Origin of the sequence: Corynebacterium sp. KPL2861 (assembly GCF_040225475.1) — a bacterium.
Lineage (GTDB): Bacteria > Actinomycetota > Actinomycetes > Mycobacteriales > Mycobacteriaceae > Corynebacterium.
Map to the genome: position 1 here is coordinate 19,518 of NZ_JBEHFW010000002.1, position 16,112 is coordinate 35,629.

13 protein-coding genes are annotated in these 16,112 nt (G+C 57.9%); 4 read left to right on the forward strand and 9 right to left on the reverse strand.

Annotated elements, in window-relative coordinates:
- Positions 1 to 20 precede the first annotated feature (20 nt).
- Together ABRP84_RS01685 and ABRP84_RS01690 are read left to right on the forward strand one after the other, a co-directional pair.
- Complete coding sequence (locus ABRP84_RS01685; RefSeq protein WP_349852367.1) at positions 21 to 839, forward strand: DNA-formamidopyrimidine glycosylase family protein; 819 nt, start codon at positions 21 to 23, stop codon at positions 837 to 839.
- Between the two features lie 24 nt (positions 840 to 863).
- Positions 864 to 1,289 (forward strand): YccF domain-containing protein, encoded by a 426-nt coding sequence (locus ABRP84_RS01690; RefSeq protein ID WP_349852369.1) that lies wholly within the window; start codon positions 864 to 866, stop codon positions 1,287 to 1,289.
- Positions 1,290 to 1,397: 108 nt separating this feature from the next.
- On the opposite strand, the gene ABRP84_RS01695 is transcribed toward ABRP84_RS01690, so the two are convergent.
- The 5 genes from ABRP84_RS01695 to ABRP84_RS01715 all read right to left on the reverse strand — a co-directional run bounded on the left by ABRP84_RS01695 (position 1,398) and on the right by ABRP84_RS01715 (position 7,281).
- Positions 1,398 to 2,336, reverse strand: a complete 939-nt coding sequence (locus tag ABRP84_RS01695) for an Imm51 family immunity protein (RefSeq protein WP_349852371.1) — start codon at positions 2,334 to 2,336, stop codon at positions 1,398 to 1,400.
- Between the two features lie 49 nt (positions 2,337 to 2,385).
- Entirely contained in the window at positions 2,386 to 3,423 is a 1,038-nt protein-coding gene (locus ABRP84_RS01700) for a hypothetical protein (RefSeq protein ID WP_349852373.1), read from the reverse strand.
- Positions 3,424 to 3,810: 387 nt separating this feature from the next.
- Positions 3,811 to 5,448 carry a glucose-6-phosphate isomerase gene (pgi, locus tag ABRP84_RS01705; RefSeq protein WP_349852375.1) on the reverse strand — a complete coding sequence of 546 codons (1,638 nt, stop codon included), beginning with the start codon at positions 5,446 to 5,448 and terminating at the stop codon, positions 3,811 to 3,813.
- Positions 5,449 to 5,545: 97 nt separating this feature from the next.
- Positions 5,546 to 6,892, reverse strand: coding sequence for a Na+/H+ antiporter family protein (locus tag ABRP84_RS01710; protein WP_349852377.1), 1,347 nt, complete (start codon positions 6,890 to 6,892; stop codon positions 5,546 to 5,548).
- A gap of 65 nt (positions 6,893 to 6,957) precedes the next feature.
- Positions 6,958 to 7,281 carry a chorismate mutase gene (locus tag ABRP84_RS01715; protein ID WP_284832352.1) on the reverse strand — a complete coding sequence of 108 codons (324 nt, stop codon included), beginning with the start codon at positions 7,279 to 7,281 and terminating at the stop codon, positions 6,958 to 6,960.
- A gap of 116 nt (positions 7,282 to 7,397) precedes the next feature.
- Here ABRP84_RS01715 and pcrA point away from each other — a divergent pair, with 116 nt between their 5' ends.
- Positions 7,398 to 9,944, forward strand: coding sequence for a DNA helicase PcrA (pcrA, locus tag ABRP84_RS01720; RefSeq protein ID WP_349852379.1), 2,547 nt, complete (start codon positions 7,398 to 7,400; stop codon positions 9,942 to 9,944).
- Here the strand turns inward: pcrA and ABRP84_RS01725 are convergent.
- The 4 genes from ABRP84_RS01725 to ABRP84_RS01740 form a co-directional block, all read right to left on the reverse strand.
- The gene (locus tag ABRP84_RS01725) at positions 9,941 to 10,699 is read right to left on the reverse strand and encodes a M23 family metallopeptidase (RefSeq protein ID WP_349852381.1); all 759 of its coding nucleotides are present in this window, start codon (positions 10,697 to 10,699) and stop codon (positions 9,941 to 9,943) included. The two genes, pcrA and ABRP84_RS01725, sit on opposite strands and share 4 nt — an antisense overlap.
- A gap of 423 nt (positions 10,700 to 11,122) precedes the next feature.
- Entirely contained in the window at positions 11,123 to 12,022 is a 900-nt protein-coding gene (locus ABRP84_RS01730) for a histidine-type phosphatase (RefSeq protein ID WP_349852383.1), read from the reverse strand.
- Positions 11,980 to 12,762, reverse strand: coding sequence for a histidine-type phosphatase (locus ABRP84_RS01735; protein WP_349852385.1), 783 nt, complete (start codon positions 12,760 to 12,762; stop codon positions 11,980 to 11,982). The genes ABRP84_RS01730 and ABRP84_RS01735 overlap by 43 nt, the downstream gene beginning before the upstream one ends.
- 268 nt (positions 12,763 to 13,030) lie before the next feature.
- Positions 13,031 to 13,786 (reverse strand): M23 family metallopeptidase, encoded by a 756-nt coding sequence (locus ABRP84_RS01740; RefSeq protein WP_349852387.1) that lies wholly within the window; start codon positions 13,784 to 13,786, stop codon positions 13,031 to 13,033.
- 517 nt (positions 13,787 to 14,303) lie between these two features.
- Between ABRP84_RS01740 and ABRP84_RS01745 the strand changes: the two genes are divergently transcribed.
- Positions 14,304 to 16,109, forward strand: a complete 1,806-nt coding sequence (locus ABRP84_RS01745; protein WP_349852389.1) for a cell division protein PerM — start codon at positions 14,304 to 14,306, stop codon at positions 16,107 to 16,109.
- Positions 16,110 to 16,112: the final 3 nt, after the last annotated feature.

The following is a 16,112-nucleotide window of genomic DNA, read 5'->3' on the forward strand; positions in this document are numbered from 1 at the left end:
GCGCGAAAGGAGGATAGGCAATGCCCGAAGGCGATTCCGTTCTGCAGCTTTCACACCGCCTGCAGTTTATGGCCGGACGCGAGGTCACCGGCTGTTCTGTGCGCGTGCCGCAGCACGCCACGGTTGACCTTACTGGCACCATCTGCGAGCGCGTGTGGCCGTATGGCAAGCACCTCTTCATGCAATTTGACCAGACCATCGTCCACACGCACTTGAAAATGGAGGGCACCTGGGCCATTCACTACTCCGGTGACCGCTGGCGCAAGCCCGGCCATAGCGCGCGCATCGTCTTGCAACTGGCCCACCAACCGCGCGATGTTGAACTCGTGGGCCACTGGCTGGGCTTTGTCGATATCTTCGACGCGGATGAGTACCACAGCCGCATCGCACACCTTGGCCCCGATATCTTGGACCCCGACTGGGATCGCGAGGAGGCGGTGCGCCGTCTACGCGCGCGACCAGAGCGCAGCATCGGCACCGCGCTGCTGGATCAAAAGGTGGTGGCGGGCATTGGCAATGAATACCGCGCCGAAATCTGCTTCCTCGCCGGCATCCACCCGGTTACGCCGGTTGCCGGTGTCAATACCGAGCAGATACTCGACATCGCCCGGCGCATCATGTGGGCCAACCGGAACTCGCCTATCCGCGTGACCACAGGCGTGCGCCGCGCCGGGGAAACCACCTATGTTTTCGGGCGCAATCGCAAGCGCTGCCGCCGGTGCGGTACCACCATTGTCAAGGGCACACTCGGCGGCGTGGATCGCGGTGGCGATGAAGGTGAGTTAGAGCGCATCATCTGGTGGTGCCCGCACTGTCAGCCACTTCAGGGGAAACTCTAAGCAAGAATCGTTATGCTGGCGGGCATGCGTTCATTGCTTAAATTCCTATTCAATATCATTTGGCTCCTGTCCGGCGGCGTCTTCCTCGCCCTGGGCTACTTCCTGTTTGGCATCCTTGCCTGCGTGCTCATCGTGACCATCCCCGCAGGTGTTGCGTCGTTCCGCATGGCTAACTTCGCCTTGTGGCCCTTCGGCCGCTCCGTGGTACAACCCAAGAAGGGCACCAGCGGGATGAATGCCTTTTCCAATATCGTGTGGTTCACCATCGCGGGCCTCTGGCTGTCTATCGGCCACCTGATTACCGCGGTAATTCAGGCCATCACCATCATCGGTCTGCCCGTTGCCTGGGCCAACCTCAAGATGATTCCGGTTACCTGCTTCCCGTTTGGCCGCCGAATTGTGAACTCGGAAGAGATTCCCTTCGGCTGGGAGCCGATGGTCAAGCTCTAGCTCCAGCTCGGGGAATTCTTTAATGGCGCAGGCAGTAGCAGTCAAGGACTGCTTACGCGGCTCGGTGCTGCACCTGGCGATGCCGCCAGTATGTCGGCAAAGAGCTTTTTAGTCGTCGAAGTCTGTGCCTGCCGCTTGGGCTTGTTTGAGCTTTTGCTGCAGCTGGGTTGTATCGCTGAACAGGTCAGTGAGTTGCTTCTTGAGCAGTTGCAGGGTGGCGGCAGTGCCAACGAGGCTGAACGTGCCTGCTTCGCTGTCAAACTCGATGCCGTCGGTGGAGACATTGGATTCAAGCAGTAGTTGTTGGGCTAAGTTTTCGAGGAAGTAGCCGTTGGGGTTGTGTCCGGCTTTCACTATGGTGCTCACGACTTCTTCTGGCATGGCGTTCGGGGCGGCGAAGAGGGTAGTCATGCCGTCGAGCTCGGCGAGGTGGAATAGTGGCTGGTCTTCTTGAGGCGCCTCAGCAGTCATAGTGTCTTGCCCTTGTTCTTTATCGTCGCTGAAGTCGGGGTGGGCGGGCCGCGGGGTGTCGATCAGGCCGTGGTGGCAGAGTGCATCCTCTAGCGCGAACTCTATATGAAGGTCTATGTGCAAACCGGCAGGCATGAAGAAAGCTCCTTCGGGTGCTTCGTCAACTATTCCGCCTTGGGGAGGATTGGTGTCATGAAGGGTGTATTCAATATGCCTTTCTTGCTTGGGCATAAAAGTTCCGAGCTTGTCCGTCGGTAGCGATTCTGAGCTTGGGACGAAGGCTTGTTCTTCTGGGGACCATGGAAATGACGACCGGTAGTTAAAGTAGCGATCAAAGGGCACAGGATGTGGCGCATTCTTGTCTTTTATTGGATAAAAATCGCCCCCCTTGCGGAAATCACTTTTGATGATTTGAAGGGGTGGAATAAGTAATTCATTCTTTTCAACAAGCGGGTACCACGTGGTGTCTTTGATATCAGAAATAAGTGCACGATAAGGGTGGATTATCACGGCTGCGCCGAAGAATGCCTCTGTGGAGACGACGCCGACGAGGATGTATCCGAGGGTGGTTTTCATCAGGTAAAGCTGTCCGGCTTTGGGACGGCTGCCTTTAGGGGATCGAAGATTAATTTGAGTGCCATTTTCTTTCCGCCTCGAAAGTTTCTATAAGGTCTTCTTCTTCCGCGGAATCCCATAGGATTCGACCTTCGTGCCCGATAAAAGATATGGCGTAGGCCGATTCGGGGATAGTGGCGAATCGGGAGGCAGAAAGCCATTGAAATTCTGGTGCGATACGAAATTCATCGTTCCTTACCGCTTTGCGCAGGAATTCAATTTGGTTGTCGAGGAGTGCTGGTCCCTTGAGACTTAGATAGCGGTTGAACTGTTTGAAATTTGATGGGCAGATGACGTCGAGAAGACCCGCTTGGTCATCGTCGATCATGTCCAGCACATCTGGGTCTGTCGACTCCTGGTAGTGCTCGGCCTCATCGACTATGGGGGTTATATCAAGGTCGGTGGCGCCGAGATTGATGGCGATGGCGAAAAACTGTCGCGTTGCGGGGTCTTCGAAACTTGCAGTCGCAAGGGGCTTAAGTAGTTGGATGATCTGGTTGAGCTGTTCTGGAGTCGAGCGGCGTATGATCTCTTTGCGCCAACCCATTCCAAGGGCTGGGGCGTCAGGCAATACTTGTTTGGTGAGGTCCCACACTTTCTCATCGACACCAGCCACCGGTAGCACTGGGGATACTACTGTCTTTTCGGTCCCTTGGGGAACGCTTAAGTGAGACGAACTGCTCGGACTGTAGTTAGCGCGATACTCGCTAGAATCAGTGTTGCTGGGAAATGCCACCTCAATGACGTCGAGATATGAGTAAAAGTCGCGGTTCATCCAAGAAATGTTGACTATCTCATCATCTTCGATGAAGAACTTAGTCCAATGCTCGTAGAGAACGATTCCATCGTCGTCAACCATTGAAAAGGGAATTGAGGCCTTTTCTAGTTCTGCGCAAAACTCCTTTGGAGCTAATTTCAGCGGGATGTCATAAAAGGAATCCGGATTGACAACTTTTTGGATACCAATTTCCGCGATTACACCGTCCAGTTCTTCGATAGTGGTTAGCCGGGCAGGATCTATGAATTCTGCTTGGCCAATATGGCGCACGATGCTATCTTCTGGGGTCCTAAACCTAACTTCTGGGGTGCTAAACTTTAAAGTTATTTCGCGAGAAGTTCTATTCGAGAGGTTTCCCAAAAGAGCATGGGCGTCCTGCGAAAAAGAGAATTGAGGTGGTGGACTTGACTCGAAACGCATTTCTCTCCATTTCGGGAGTAATCGATCTGGTTGACAGTCAGGATGGGCCCTGTGTGCAATCGAGTCTACAGTCAACGTTCATTATGGACTGTGAATACTGAGTGAACATCCTGTGATTGTCCGCTGAAAACTTCATGCCGGATGCTCCCTTGGATACGTGTGCACAAAGGTTTCATCTCCGTGCATAGTGTAGAAAAAATCCTCCCGGTGGGCCGGGAGGACGTCGCCAAGCAGTGCTTAGCGGTGGTTGCGGTACCAACCGATGAGCTCGTCGGTGGAGCCGTCGCCGGATGCGGCTTCCTCCTTGCCGGAGACTGCCGGTGCTAGGTCATTAGCTTGCTGCTTGCCCAGCTCCACGCCCCATTGATCGAAGGAATTGATATCCCAGATGATGCCTTGGGTAAAGACGATGTGCTCGTAGAGCGCGATGAGCGCACCCAGGGTGGTAGGGGTAAGTTCCTCGGCCATAATCGTGGTAGTGGGGCGGTTGCCCGGCATCACCTTGTGCGGCACGAGGTCTTCCTCCACGCCCTCGGCGGCAATTTCTTCTGCCGTCTTACCAAAGGCCAGCACCTTGGTTTGGGCGAAGAAGTTGCCCATGAGTAGATCATGCATCGAGCCGGTGCCGTCCGCGGTGGGAAAGTCCTCCTTGGGGCGGGCAAAGCCGATGAAGTCCGCTGGGATGAGGCGGGTTCCCTGGTGCATGAGCTGGTAGAAGGCGTGCTGGCCGTTGGTGCCCGGCTCGCCCCAGTAAATTTCGCCAGTCTGCCCAGTGGTTACCGCGGTGCCATCGCGGCGCACGGACTTGCCGTTGGACTCCATGGTCAGCTGTTGCAGATAGGCAGGGAAGCGGCCGAGATCCTGCGAGTAGGGCAGGACGGCGTGGGTTTGGGCGCCGAAGAAATTGGTGTACCAGATGCCCAGCAGACCCATGAGCACGGGCACGTTGCGCTCGAGCGGGGTGGTGCGGAAGTGTTCATCCATGGCGTGGAAGCCTTCCAAAAAGCGCATGAAGTCCATGGGGCCAATGGTGCACATCAAAGACAGGCCGATGGCGGAATCAAGCGAGTAGCGCCCACCCACCCAATTCCAGAACGGGAACATGTTGTCCGTATCGATGCCAAATTCCTCCACCTGCTCCGCATTGGTGGATACGGCCACGAAGTGCTTGGACACCGCGGATTCATCGCCATCGAATTGATCGATGAGCCAGCGGCGGGCCGCATGCGCATTAGTCAGGCTTTCCTGGGTGGTAAAGGTCTTGGAGGAGACAATAAAGACAGTGGAGCCGGCATCGAGTCCATCCAAGGTAGCGGCCATATCGGCAGGATCCACGTTGGAGACAAACTCCGCGGAAATACCGGCCACCTCATAGGAGCGCAGGGCCTGTACGGCCATGGCAGGGCCGAGATCAGAACCACCGATGCCGATATTGACCACCTTTTTGATGGTGTGGCCGGTATGCCCTAACCAGGAGCCAGAGCGCAAGGCCGTAGCGAAATCGCGCATGCGCCCCAAGACTTCGTGGACATCGGCGGCGACATCTTGGCCATCGACGTGCAAGTCATCTTCCACCGGCAGGCGCAGGGCGGTGTGTAGCACGGCGCGATCCTCGGTGTTATTAAGGTGCTTGCCCGCAAACATGGCATCGCGGCGGCCCTCCACATCGGCGGCGCGGGCTACCTCGACCAAGTGCTGGAGGACGTCTTCATCGAGGAGGTTTTTGGATAAATCCACGTGCAGGCCAGCGGCGTCGAAGGTGTAGTTCTCGGCGCGGTCCGCGTCCTTGGTGAAGAGATCGCGCAGGCGCAGATCCTGCTTTTCTTCATAAACCTTGACCAGGTCTTTCCACTGGGAAGATGCGGTGATATCCATGGCAATTGGCCTTTCTGGCGACGAGCGCATTGGCAATGTGTACCCCTCCCACCGTAGTCGAGAATAAGTCTCAACGGCACCGCGAAAAGTGTGGCATTTAGAGGATAAGAGCGCCCGCCCAGCCGGCGATTAGCAAGGGAATATTGAAGTGGATAAAAGTGGGGATGACCGAGTCGCGGATGTGATCGTGTTGGCCATCGGCGCCGAGGCCGGCGGTGGGGCCGAGGGTGGAATCGGAGGCGGGGGAGCCGGCATCGCCAAGCGCGCCCGCCGTACCGATGAGCGCCACCGTGGCCGCGGGGCTAAAGCCGAGCGAAGCGCACAGGGGAACGTAAATAACGGAGATGATGGGCAGGGTGGAAAAGGACGAGCCGATGCCCATGGTGACCACCAAGCCGACTAAGAGCATGGCGCCTGCAGAGAGGAACTTATTGGTGCCAAAGAGGCTGGCGGTGGCATCAACCAGCGGGCCCACTTCCTCTGTCGCCGTCATGACCGAGGCAAAGCCCTGCGCGGTAATCATGATAAAGCCGATAAGCGCCATCATTTTCATGCCGTTAGTAAATACGTCATCGGCGTGCTTCCAATCCACCGCGCCGGAAATGAGCAAGATGCCCAGGCCGGTCAGCGCTCCGACGAGCAGGCCATCGGATTCGAAATCGAGTGCCTGCATGATGATCTGGACGGCAAAGGTGGCGATAATAGCCAGGATGGAGACCCAGATTTTATACGTCGAGGGCGTTTCCTGGTGCTCTTCGGCGGCGATGGGAAGGTCCTCGTACTCGCGCGGGGCGCGGTAGCTAATAAAGATGGCGATGAGCAGGCCGGTGAACATGCCCAGCGCGGGGATGGCCATGACCTGCATAATATTGATACCGGAAGTATCCAGGCCGGCCTCTTCGATATTAAAGAGCAAAATATCGTTCAAATAGATGGACCCGAAGCCCACCGGAATGAACATGTAGGTGGTAATAAGGCCGAAGGTCAGGCACGTGGTGATAAGGCGGCGATCCAGCTTGAGCTTATTCATTACCGCCAAAAGCGGCGGAACAAGCAGCGGGATGAAGGCAATATGGACGGGGATGAGGTTTTGGCTCATCACGGCCATGGCGATAAGGCCAAGGATGAGCATCCACTTGGTGGTGGCTGCAGCCTTGGGATTTAATTCGCCGGTGCCGCCGAGCTTGGCGATGAGAAAGTTGGCCAAGATTTGCGGCAGCCCGGCGGAGGCAACACCCATCGCGAAGGCGCCCAAGAGGGCATAGCTAAGGGCAATCTTGGCGCCGCCGCCGAGCCCGTCCTGGAAGGCGAGCATCGTGGCATCCAGGCCCATGCCGGATAGAAGGCCGCCGACGATCGCGCCGATGAAAAGTGCCACCACCACATGCACGCGCAGGAGGGTGAGCGCGAGCATGACGATGACTGCGATGAGAACTGCGTTCATGCCCCGAAAGCGTACTGCATAGTATGGGCTAGCCCGTAATTAATCCGAGACTTTAAACGCGGTTTTTACCCCAAGCGGCCGCGCCCCATGCGCAGCAGGGCAGAGGCGATGGTGGGGCCTTCCTCACCAAGCTCGGCGCGGAACTCATTGAGGATGGCGATCTCGCGGGTGTGTACCAAGCGCGTGCCGCCGGAGCTCATGCGGGTGCGGCCTACTGCGCGGGAGACCTCGGTGCGGCGCTTGACGGCGTCCAAGATGATCTGATCAAGGCGGTTGATTTCCTCGCGATACTGCTGGATTTCCGCATCAGATAGGGGATCATCCGTGCCGGTGGGCGTGCGGATATCCAAGCCATTGTCAACGATGGAATCATTATCTTCAGCGGTCATGGTCTCATATTGTGCCACTTCGCTGTACCAGTGTGCTACTTGGCCGGGGTTAGAAAGCGCTGTGTACGCCGCAAATACGGGCCATGTCCGGTGTGGCTAGTAGGTTGGTAGGCATTATGACGAATAACTCTCCATTTAGCCCTTCTTCCACCCCGCGCGAACCCGCATCCGGTACTAATTCCCGCGGTGGTTTTGCCCCCAGCGGGCAGCCCGAGCCGCAGAACCCCTTTGGCAGCACGCCCAGGCCTGCGGAATCCGATCCTTTAACCCAAGGCCTGAACCCACAGCAATTAGAGGCGGTCACCCATACCGGTAGGCCCCTGTTGATTGTTGCCGGTGCCGGTTCCGGTAAGACGGCGGTGCTTACCCGCCGCATCGCGTATCTCATGCGTCACCGCGGGGTAAATCCATGGGAAATCCTCGCCATTACCTTTACCAATAAGGCCGCCGCGGAGATGAAAGAGCGCGTGGGCACTTTAGTGGGGCCGGTGGCCGAGCGCATGTGGGTGTCCACCTTCCACTCCATCTGCGTGCGCATCCTGCGCCAGAACGCGCAGCTCGTACCGGGGCTTAATACCAACTTCACCATTTATGATGGTGACGATGCCCGCAGGCTTTTATCCATGATTGCCAAGGACATGCAGCTGGATTTGAAGAAATACACCCCGCGCGTGCTGGCGAACCAGATCTCCAACCACAAAAACGAGCTCGTGGGCCCGGCTGAGGCGGCCGAAAAGGCGCAGCAGACCAAGAACCCCTTTGAGACTACCGTGGCGGATGTCTACGGCGAGTACCAGCGCCGTCTGCGCGCTGCTAATGCGGTGGACTTCGATGATCTCATCGGGGAAGTAGTGCGCATTTTCACCGAGCACCGGCAGGTAGTGGAGTTTTATCGCCGCCGGTTTAAGCACGTGCTAATTGATGAGTACCAGGACACCAACCACGCCCAGTACGCGCTGGTAGCAGCGCTGGTGGGCAAGGGCGAGCTGGGCCCCGATGCCCCAGAGCTGTGCGTGGTGGGTGACTCCGATCAGTCTATTTATGCCTTCCGCGGCGCCACCATTCGCAATATCGAGGAATTTGAGCGCGATTACCCGCAGGCGCACACTATCTTATTGGAACAGAACTATCGCTCCACGCAGACCATTTTGAACGCGGCCAATGCCGTGATTGCGAAAAATGAGAACCGCCGGGAGAAAAACCTGTGGACCGCGCATGGCGATGGCGAATCCATCGTGGGGTATGTAGCGGATAACGAACACGATGAAGCCCGCTTTATCGCAGCCGAGATTGATGCACTAGCGGATAAGGGCCACAGCTATTCCGATATCGCCGTGATGTACCGGACCAATAATGCTTCCCGCGCGCTGGAGGATATCTTCATTCGCTCCGGCATTCCCTATAAAGTCGTGGGCGGAACGCGCTTTTACGAGCGCCGTGAAATCCGCGATATGGTGGCTTACCTGCGCATTATGGATAACCCCGACGATACGGTGAGCCTGCGCCGCATCATCAACGTTCCCAAGCGCGCCATCGGCGATAAGGCCCAGGGCCAGATTGCCCTGCACGCGGAAAACCAGGGGATAAGCTTTGGCAAGGCGCTTGCTGATGTCCCCCGGGGTGACGTCCCCGGCTTCGGAACCCGCGCCGTCAATGCCGTTACCAAGTTCAACGACATGATGGATGGCATCCGCGCACAAATCCCAGGCATGCGCGATGAGGTGACCGGCCAGCCTGATTTGGGGGAATTGCTCACCGCCATCCTGGATGCCACCGGCTACAAGGCGGAGTTAGAAAACTCCAACGACCCGCAGGACGGTGCCCGCCTCGATAACCTCAATGAGCTCGTGTCCGTGGCCCGCGAATTTACCTCGGAAGCTGCCAACCAGTTGGCCGCCGCCGGTGCGGATGCCGTCGATCCCAACGACCTATTAGAAGAAGGCGAAGCCGCGCCGGGCTCGCTGCAGGCCTTTTTGGAAAAGGTCTCCTTGGTTGCGGATGCGGATCAGATTCCAGATTCTGAGACCGGGGTAGTGACCATGATGACCCTGCATACCGCCAAGGGGTTGGAGTTTCCCGTCGTCTTTGTCGCCGGTTGGGAGGACGGCCAATTCCCGCATATGCGCTCGCTGGGTAACCCGAAGGAACTAAGCGAAGAGCGCCGCTTGGCGTATGTGGGCATCACCCGCGCCCGCGAAAAGCTATACCTCACGCGCGCCATCTTGCGGTCTGCGTGGGGCAATCCGGTAACCAATCCCGCCAGTCGCTTCCTCGCCGAGATCCCAGAGGATCTCATCGACTGGCGGCGAGAGGATTCTGATAGTGACCTCACCGGTTCCTGGGGAGCCGATGATTATCAGTATGGCCGGAGCTATCGCCGCGGTACTCGCGGCGGCTATGCCGGCGGCGGGAGTACTGGGTTTGGCCAGCGCGCTACGTCTTCCCCTTCGCAACGCACTCGCCAACCTGCGGCTAATTCCATGCCGAAGAATAAGAACCTCAACCTTGCTGTGGGGGACCGCGTCAACCACGCGAAGTACGGGCTCGGAACCGTGATTGAAACGGCCGGTTCCGGTGCCCGCGCCACAGTGACCGTGGACTTTGGCTCCTCTGGCAAGGTGCGGCTCATGCTTATCGGCGGTGTGCCGATGGAAAAGCTTTAAACCGAAATCCCGCGCTCGTTAAACCAGCCCACCGGGTCAACGGCTGCGCCGCCGCCGGGGTGGATTTCGAAGTGCAGGTGCGGGCCAGTGGAGCGGCCTTCATTGCCGATGTCCGCGATGTGGTCGCCCGCAGAAACATGGTCGCCCACGTTGACGCGCAGCGAGTTGGCGGACATGTGGCCGTAGACAGAGATGCTGCCATCGACGTGCTGGATGCGAATCCAGTTGCCAAAGCCTTGTGCCGGACCGGAGTTAATGACCGTGCCGTCCATGACGGAGTGGATTGGGGTGCCGACTGGGTTAGCGACGTCGATGCCGTTGTGCATCGCGCCCCAGCGCATACCGAAGCCCGAGGTTAAGGTGCCGGAGGTGGGGAAGACCACCGTATTGCCAGCGGCGTCCTTGCCACGCTCAGGGGTGAGGCCGGAGCGGTCTCCCTCGGGAGTGAAGGCTTCTCCCAGACCAGGAACGGAGGAGGGGTCTAAGACGATGTTGACCCCGCCGGAGTCATTCTGGCTAAGTTTCGGGGTGGCATCGCCGTTGAGTACACCAACAGCGGTATTCGCGAGGCCGACGGCGGCGTCGATCACGCCCGCGTTATCAACGTTGGTGGCTTGGGGCTCAGAGGAGCCATTCGAAACGTCCACGCTGGCCACTGGATCAGCAGCAAAAGCGGAGGTGCCGGTAGCAAAAACGGTGCCAAGCGTGATGATGCTTAGCGCTACATTCCTGCGTGCGCGGTTCATGCGCTTCATAAGTTTAAGTCCTTTTCATGGCTGTGCATGGTCTCGAGGCGAGCAAACCTTGAAGGTTTGGCGTCTTTCAACTGCCCTGTGCGACACGCCGAGGGAATGGAAATACCCCATTTGGCGTTCACTTGTGGCAACGAGTTAAAAGTTAGCCTGCCCATGGGTGTTGCGCAATCTGGAAAAATGCTGGTAGAAACCATGATTATTCGAAAAGTTTCGAACATGCCAGCTTGTTGCGCGTGTTACGAAAGTGGCTAAAGTTGCGGGTTTGAAGTACTGGTTTAAGCTCTGGGGGTGGCTAGTGGGGGTGGCGGGCTGAGCTTGTCGGTGTCGGGGTAGAAAACTGCCATTCACCTGCGACAAGGCCCTGTACTGGACTCGGCTGAAAGCGTTTTGAGCCCCTGTCGGGCAGGGGCCTCTCGAACGGCACTAGAAGGGGAGCTGGCAGCTAAATTTCTGCAGTAGCTGTTGAATTTGTGGCCCGAAAGCGTTGGCCGCACCGATTCCTATACCGATGGCCAGTGCACCCGCAATGGCACCGATGATCCCCCAGAACTGCGGCTTGGAAGAGAGGGAATCATCAACCGGTGCTTGGTGATCTGCAGCGTCTTCAGCGTCAATAAGGTGGGCTTGAGAGTGATCTGAGGTGGAGCCTAAGGGCAGGCACTCGGCCAGTTCCTCGATGGTATAAAACGTTGAGTTAGCGGCAATAGGCTCACAGCCATCGTGGAATGGGATTTCCTTTTCGTTGTAGAGCATCCGCACGAGGGTCTCGCCGCGATCATTTTGGAATGCGTCCCATTGGATATTCGCGCCCATCGGTGAGACAGAATCACCACGCCATGCGGAGTTATCCCAGCTGTATAAATCATCTTCCGGGACACCTTGCTCGGACCCTGGCAGCTTCAGTAGCGCCGCGAGCGGGATGATGGTCTCGGCATGACCGAAGCGATAATTGGCCGCTACGTCGCCGCCAGCAGCGCGGTCCTGAACGTTTCTAATCATCTCTTCAAGCAGTGGTTCATAGTTGTCGTAGGCAACCGTCTGCCCCTTGATAGCCGGGCCTTTCTCATAGAAGTCTTCTACGTCAAGCAGGTACGCGAAGGTTGGTCCGCTGGTATCGTCCATGTACTTATCAAAGATCCAGCCCTCCGCTGGGGCCTTTTCCTCATGCTCTAGAGCTGGAGCGATGATGTAAAGGTTGTAGAACTGTAAGGCAGCATCGACGATGCCCTCAACGGATTTATCGTCCTTTTCTCGGGCAGAAAAGTGCACGGAATCATCTGCTAAACCGTCGATAAACTCTGGCGCAAAAATCTTAGCCAGCAAGCTGCGTGCAGCCTGCTGCGACTCTGGCTTGGCGTAGGCCTGTTGTACTTTTCCTGTAAAACCTGAGAGTCCTTCCACTCCGTATAGCGCTCATAGGATGCAGCTTTTTTATCCTTGTGTGCGTACATCAAGTCAGGGCGTGCGGCGATATTAACGTGGCCATCTGTCATTTCATCGCCCAAGTGCTCGGCCAGTGCCGGGGACTGTTCCAGTAGACCTTCCCCGAAATTCCACCCAGAGTCATTGGCACGGTCCTCTCCTGAGGAAGTAAAGCTCACCTTGAGGTCATCGTTAGCAATCGATCCCAGTAGTTCCGCATTGCGCTGTGCATTGCGCTTGCCGATGCCCCTGAGCTCTTCTCGTCCTACCTCCGTCAGGTTTCCATACCCGGCCTCTTGACCAGGGCCACCGGATAGCTCTCGGTTTACCGCTATCATGGCCTCTACTTGCGGGATGAGCTTTGTACCGAGCTCGGTGAGCTGATCGCGTTGTTGGGCATACTCCAGCATCTGCTGCGCGAGGTCATCGTATTTAAAGCTTGATAGCCCGCGGGATCCATGGCGATCTACCGTTGAGGTGTAAATCTGGTGAAACCCACTGGGCGCTTGAGCGTAGCTTGAGCCCTGTGGTTGGTAATGCTGCTTGGTGGAGTAGTAGGTAGCACCTTCGGAAGCTAGAGCTGGTGCGGGCGCGAGGGCGCAGCTAAGGGCGGTGATGAGGGAGAGAGTGCGTGTACGCATATAAAGGTATTCCTTGCTGGAGAGCTGGATAAAAAGACAGCTGACAGCTTAAGGGCCACATCTTGCGGCCACATGGCATATAGGTAAATTGCAGGAATACTTTTCGGCGCTTTGCGGTGTGTTGGCGGATTCGGGTCCCAGACCCTGCAGCCGCAACGCTGCGTTGAATGATTGTGATTGCGAGCGACCGGAGGTGCCGAGGCGGAAGGCATAGTAAAAGCGCCGCAGAGGGAATCTGCGGCGCTTTAACAAGAAGGAAAGAAGGCTCTTAGAGCTGAATGCCTCGCTCGGCCAACCATGCCTGTGGGTCAACGGCGTCACCGGAGTTCGGGTGAACCTCGAAGTGGAGGTGGGAACCGGTGGAGAAGCCCATGGAGCCCATGCCGGCGATCTTCTGGCCTGCGTGCACGTGCTCGCCCACGGCAACGTCGAGGGTCTGCATGTGGCCGTAGACGGTCATGGTGCCGTCATCGTGGAGGATGCGAATCCACTGGCCGTAGCCGGAGGCTGGGCCGGAATCGATAACGGTGCCGTCCATGATGGAGAGGATGGGGGTTCCAATGGCGTTGGCGATGTCAACGCCCGAGTGGAACGAACCCCAGCGCGGGCCGAAGCCAGAAGTGAAGGCGCCTTCGGCGGGGCGGGCAATGGAAGGAGCGCGAGCGGCAAGGTCCTCGGCGGCGCGGTCAGCGGAAGCCTGGATGGACTTGCTCAGCTGGTCAACCAGGTTGGTGACCGGTTTTGCCTCAGCCACGTTGAGGATCTGCGGTGCAGCATCGGAGGAGCCTTCTGGCGCGTTGTTAACCTCGGAAGTATCAGCGGCAAGCTTGTAGTCAACAGACTGCGTCTTGGTGGTGGCAGTTGCAGTGTTGTCGGACTCAACGTTAGCGGCAGCTGCGCCGCCTACGCCGGCGGTGGACACGGCACCGGCTGCAACGGTCATGACAGCGATACGACCCTTGGTGGTCTGCGAGGTGACAATCTTGCGATGGCGGCCGGCGCCACGCTGAACTTTGCTTCGCATTAAATCTTCTTTCGTGTCTTTCACAATCTTCAAAAAGAGCGTTACAGCGTCTTTAGGTTAGTTACGAGATTGTGACCTTCTTGTTACCAACGAGATGTAACAGTAGCGTCTCAAAAAGATAACAGCAAGCCAAAAGTGAATTTTTTCTCGCGCCGGTCTGGAATAAGCCTACATGCAGGCAACTTCTGGAGAATTTTACGCATAGTGCGATATAAATCTCTCAAAGCCAAACCCTCGCGGTAGCCCCGAGGCTGTAATAGTGCACCTTAGGAGCCGGTTGGGGAAGCCTCCTAGTGTGAAATTACTGTGACCAGTGGGGAATAAGGGGGGAAACTTCATTCCTTATATATATGTCTACAGTAGTTACTGAAGAAGTCCACGGTGATTTTGGAGGCGCCTCGTCGCGCCACCCCGCTACCGCGCGCAAAAGGTGGCAAAGTGGACGCCGATGAACAAAAACACCAGCCCCCAATCTCGGTCAACGCCCCGCCCGCGTAGCCAGGCGCGGGGCCGGACAGTGCAGACAGAGCGCGCCCCTCGTGCACCGCACGCCACCGCGACGCAGAAGCCACATAATTCTGCAGAACGCGTCGCTCGCAAAGCCGGATCGAAGGCGAAGGCCCGTCGCACGCCGGCCCCGCTGACGAAGGCCGGGCGCATCCGCCAATTATTCATGTCGGCGGCGCTGCCGAATATTATTGTTGTCCTTATTATTCTGGCGCTCGCATTCGGTGCGCTCTTGCTTTTCGGCTCGCCCCTTGCGTGGCTGCCCACCGTCGTGGCGGAAGCGTGGATGGTCTTTAACCTCGCGCCGGTATCTGCGGCCGGGGTGGATCTGTCGTTCCTCCCAGCCTTGCCCGCCCTCATCCTCGCTACGGTGGTGGCGGTGCGCGTGCGCGCCGCGGTAAAACACAAAGTCAGCGTGAAGGACCTGGCGATTCTTGTCGCCTGCGTGGTTGGCGTGCCGGTGGTACTGACCTGCATCGCCTGGGTGATGCTGTGGGATGCCGGCAAGGTCTTCGATGTATCCCCACCGAACCTCGCTGCTGCGCTTGCCCGGGTCATCGTGGTGCACCTAGCGGCGATGGCGGCCGGCATGGGTACCCGCCTGTGGCGCGCCTTGGCCAAGCGCTATGGTGCCCCGCCGCTGCTTGTCGATGCCGCCCTTATCGCCCTGCGCTATCTCGCCTACCTCGCCATTGGCGCGGCGGTAGTATTCGTGCTCGTTTTCATCGTGAACTTTTCGCGCCAGGGGGAGATGATGGATGAGTATCCTTCCATCTCAGGGCTGGGCGTTTTCACCCTCATCTTGTTGAGTCTGCTGTATATTCCCAATGCCATCGTCAGCACCGGGGCAGTGCTTGTTGGTTCGGAGTTTTCGGCAGGGGAGGCACAGGTAAGCCTCTTTAGTACCCACCTTGTTCCGCTGCCGCCGCTGCCTATCACCGGTGGCATCCCGGCATCCTCGCCCGGCTGGGCGGTCGTCTTCATGGTGGTCCCCCTCATCGCGGCGACGATGTCCTTGTATAAGAAGCGCCCGTCCTTCCAGAAGGTGCTCGCGGCCACGGTGGCTACCGCGGTCATCATGTTCTTCGCGTGCTATCTGGTTAGCGGCACGCTTGGCTACTACGGTCACACCGGCCCGCACCTGTGGACCGCTGCTGGCCTTGCCGCAATCTGGATCGCCGTCGTGGGCTTGGCCGTCGCGGCAGCCTTTGCGCTTATGAACTGGCGTGACGCCCGCGCCGCCGAGGCGGAGTCTTCGGCGGCGGAGTCCGCCGAAGAGGATTCAGAAGACGCTGCAGAGTCTGCAGAAGATACCGCTTCCGAGAACACCGCTGACGCAGAGCAGTCTGATGCAGACAAGGCCGAGGCCGATGAGGCTGATGGCGACGATGCTGATGCCGATGTGGGCGAGAGCGACACGGACAAGGACGAGGACGAAGACAATTCGGAATCTGGCGACGGTGAGGACTCCGAGTCAGCAGCGAATGACGCGGACGACGCAGCCGACGACGATGACGCTGCCGCAGAACCCACGGACACCGCAGACACCGCCGAAGACGAGGTCATCGAAGGGGAGGTCGTCGAAGACGGCGACGACGGCGCTGATGCGGAGGACGCCGCGGGAGATGGTGAGGACGAGGGGGCATCGGCAAGCAGCGAGCCCGAAGCGGCAGCCCCGGCCGAGGATGCAGACCCCGAGATCTTGGAGGGCGAACTCGTGGAAGAATCCGAAGAGAGCGACACAGGCGCGGCAGAAGGCGGCGAAGCAGCGCAATCGGAAGCGGCAGATTCTACTGAAAGCGGTAGGAGGGACTAGGCT

Coding starts and splice junctions, on each gene's coding strand:
- pcrA (WP_349852379.1), top strand. CDS start 7,398: ATGACGAATAACTCTCCATTTAGCCCTTCTTCCACCCCGCGCGAACCC.
- pgi (WP_349852375.1), bottom strand. CDS start 5,448: ATGGATATCACCGCATCTTCCCAGTGGAAAGACCTGGTCAAGGTTTAT.
- ABRP84_RS01685 (WP_349852367.1), top strand. CDS start 21: ATGCCCGAAGGCGATTCCGTTCTGCAGCTTTCACACCGCCTGCAGTTT.
- ABRP84_RS01715 (WP_284832352.1), bottom strand. CDS start 7,281: ATGACCGCTGAAGATAATGATTCCATCGTTGACAATGGCTTGGATATC.
- ABRP84_RS01735 (WP_349852385.1), bottom strand. CDS start 12,762: ATGCGTACACGCACTCTCTCCCTCATCACCGCCCTTAGCTGCGCCCTC.
- ABRP84_RS01725 (WP_349852381.1), bottom strand. CDS start 10,699: ATGAAGCGCATGAACCGCGCACGCAGGAATGTAGCGCTAAGCATCATC.
- ABRP84_RS01740 (WP_349852387.1), bottom strand. CDS start 13,786: ATGCGAAGCAAAGTTCAGCGTGGCGCCGGCCGCCATCGCAAGATTGTC.
- ABRP84_RS01710 (WP_349852377.1), bottom strand. CDS start 6,892: ATGAACGCAGTTCTCATCGCAGTCATCGTCATGCTCGCGCTCACCCTC.
- ABRP84_RS01695 (WP_349852371.1), bottom strand. CDS start 2,336: ATGAAAACCACCCTCGGATACATCCTCGTCGGCGTCGTCTCCACAGAG.
- ABRP84_RS01690 (WP_349852369.1), top strand. CDS start 864: ATGCGTTCATTGCTTAAATTCCTATTCAATATCATTTGGCTCCTGTCC.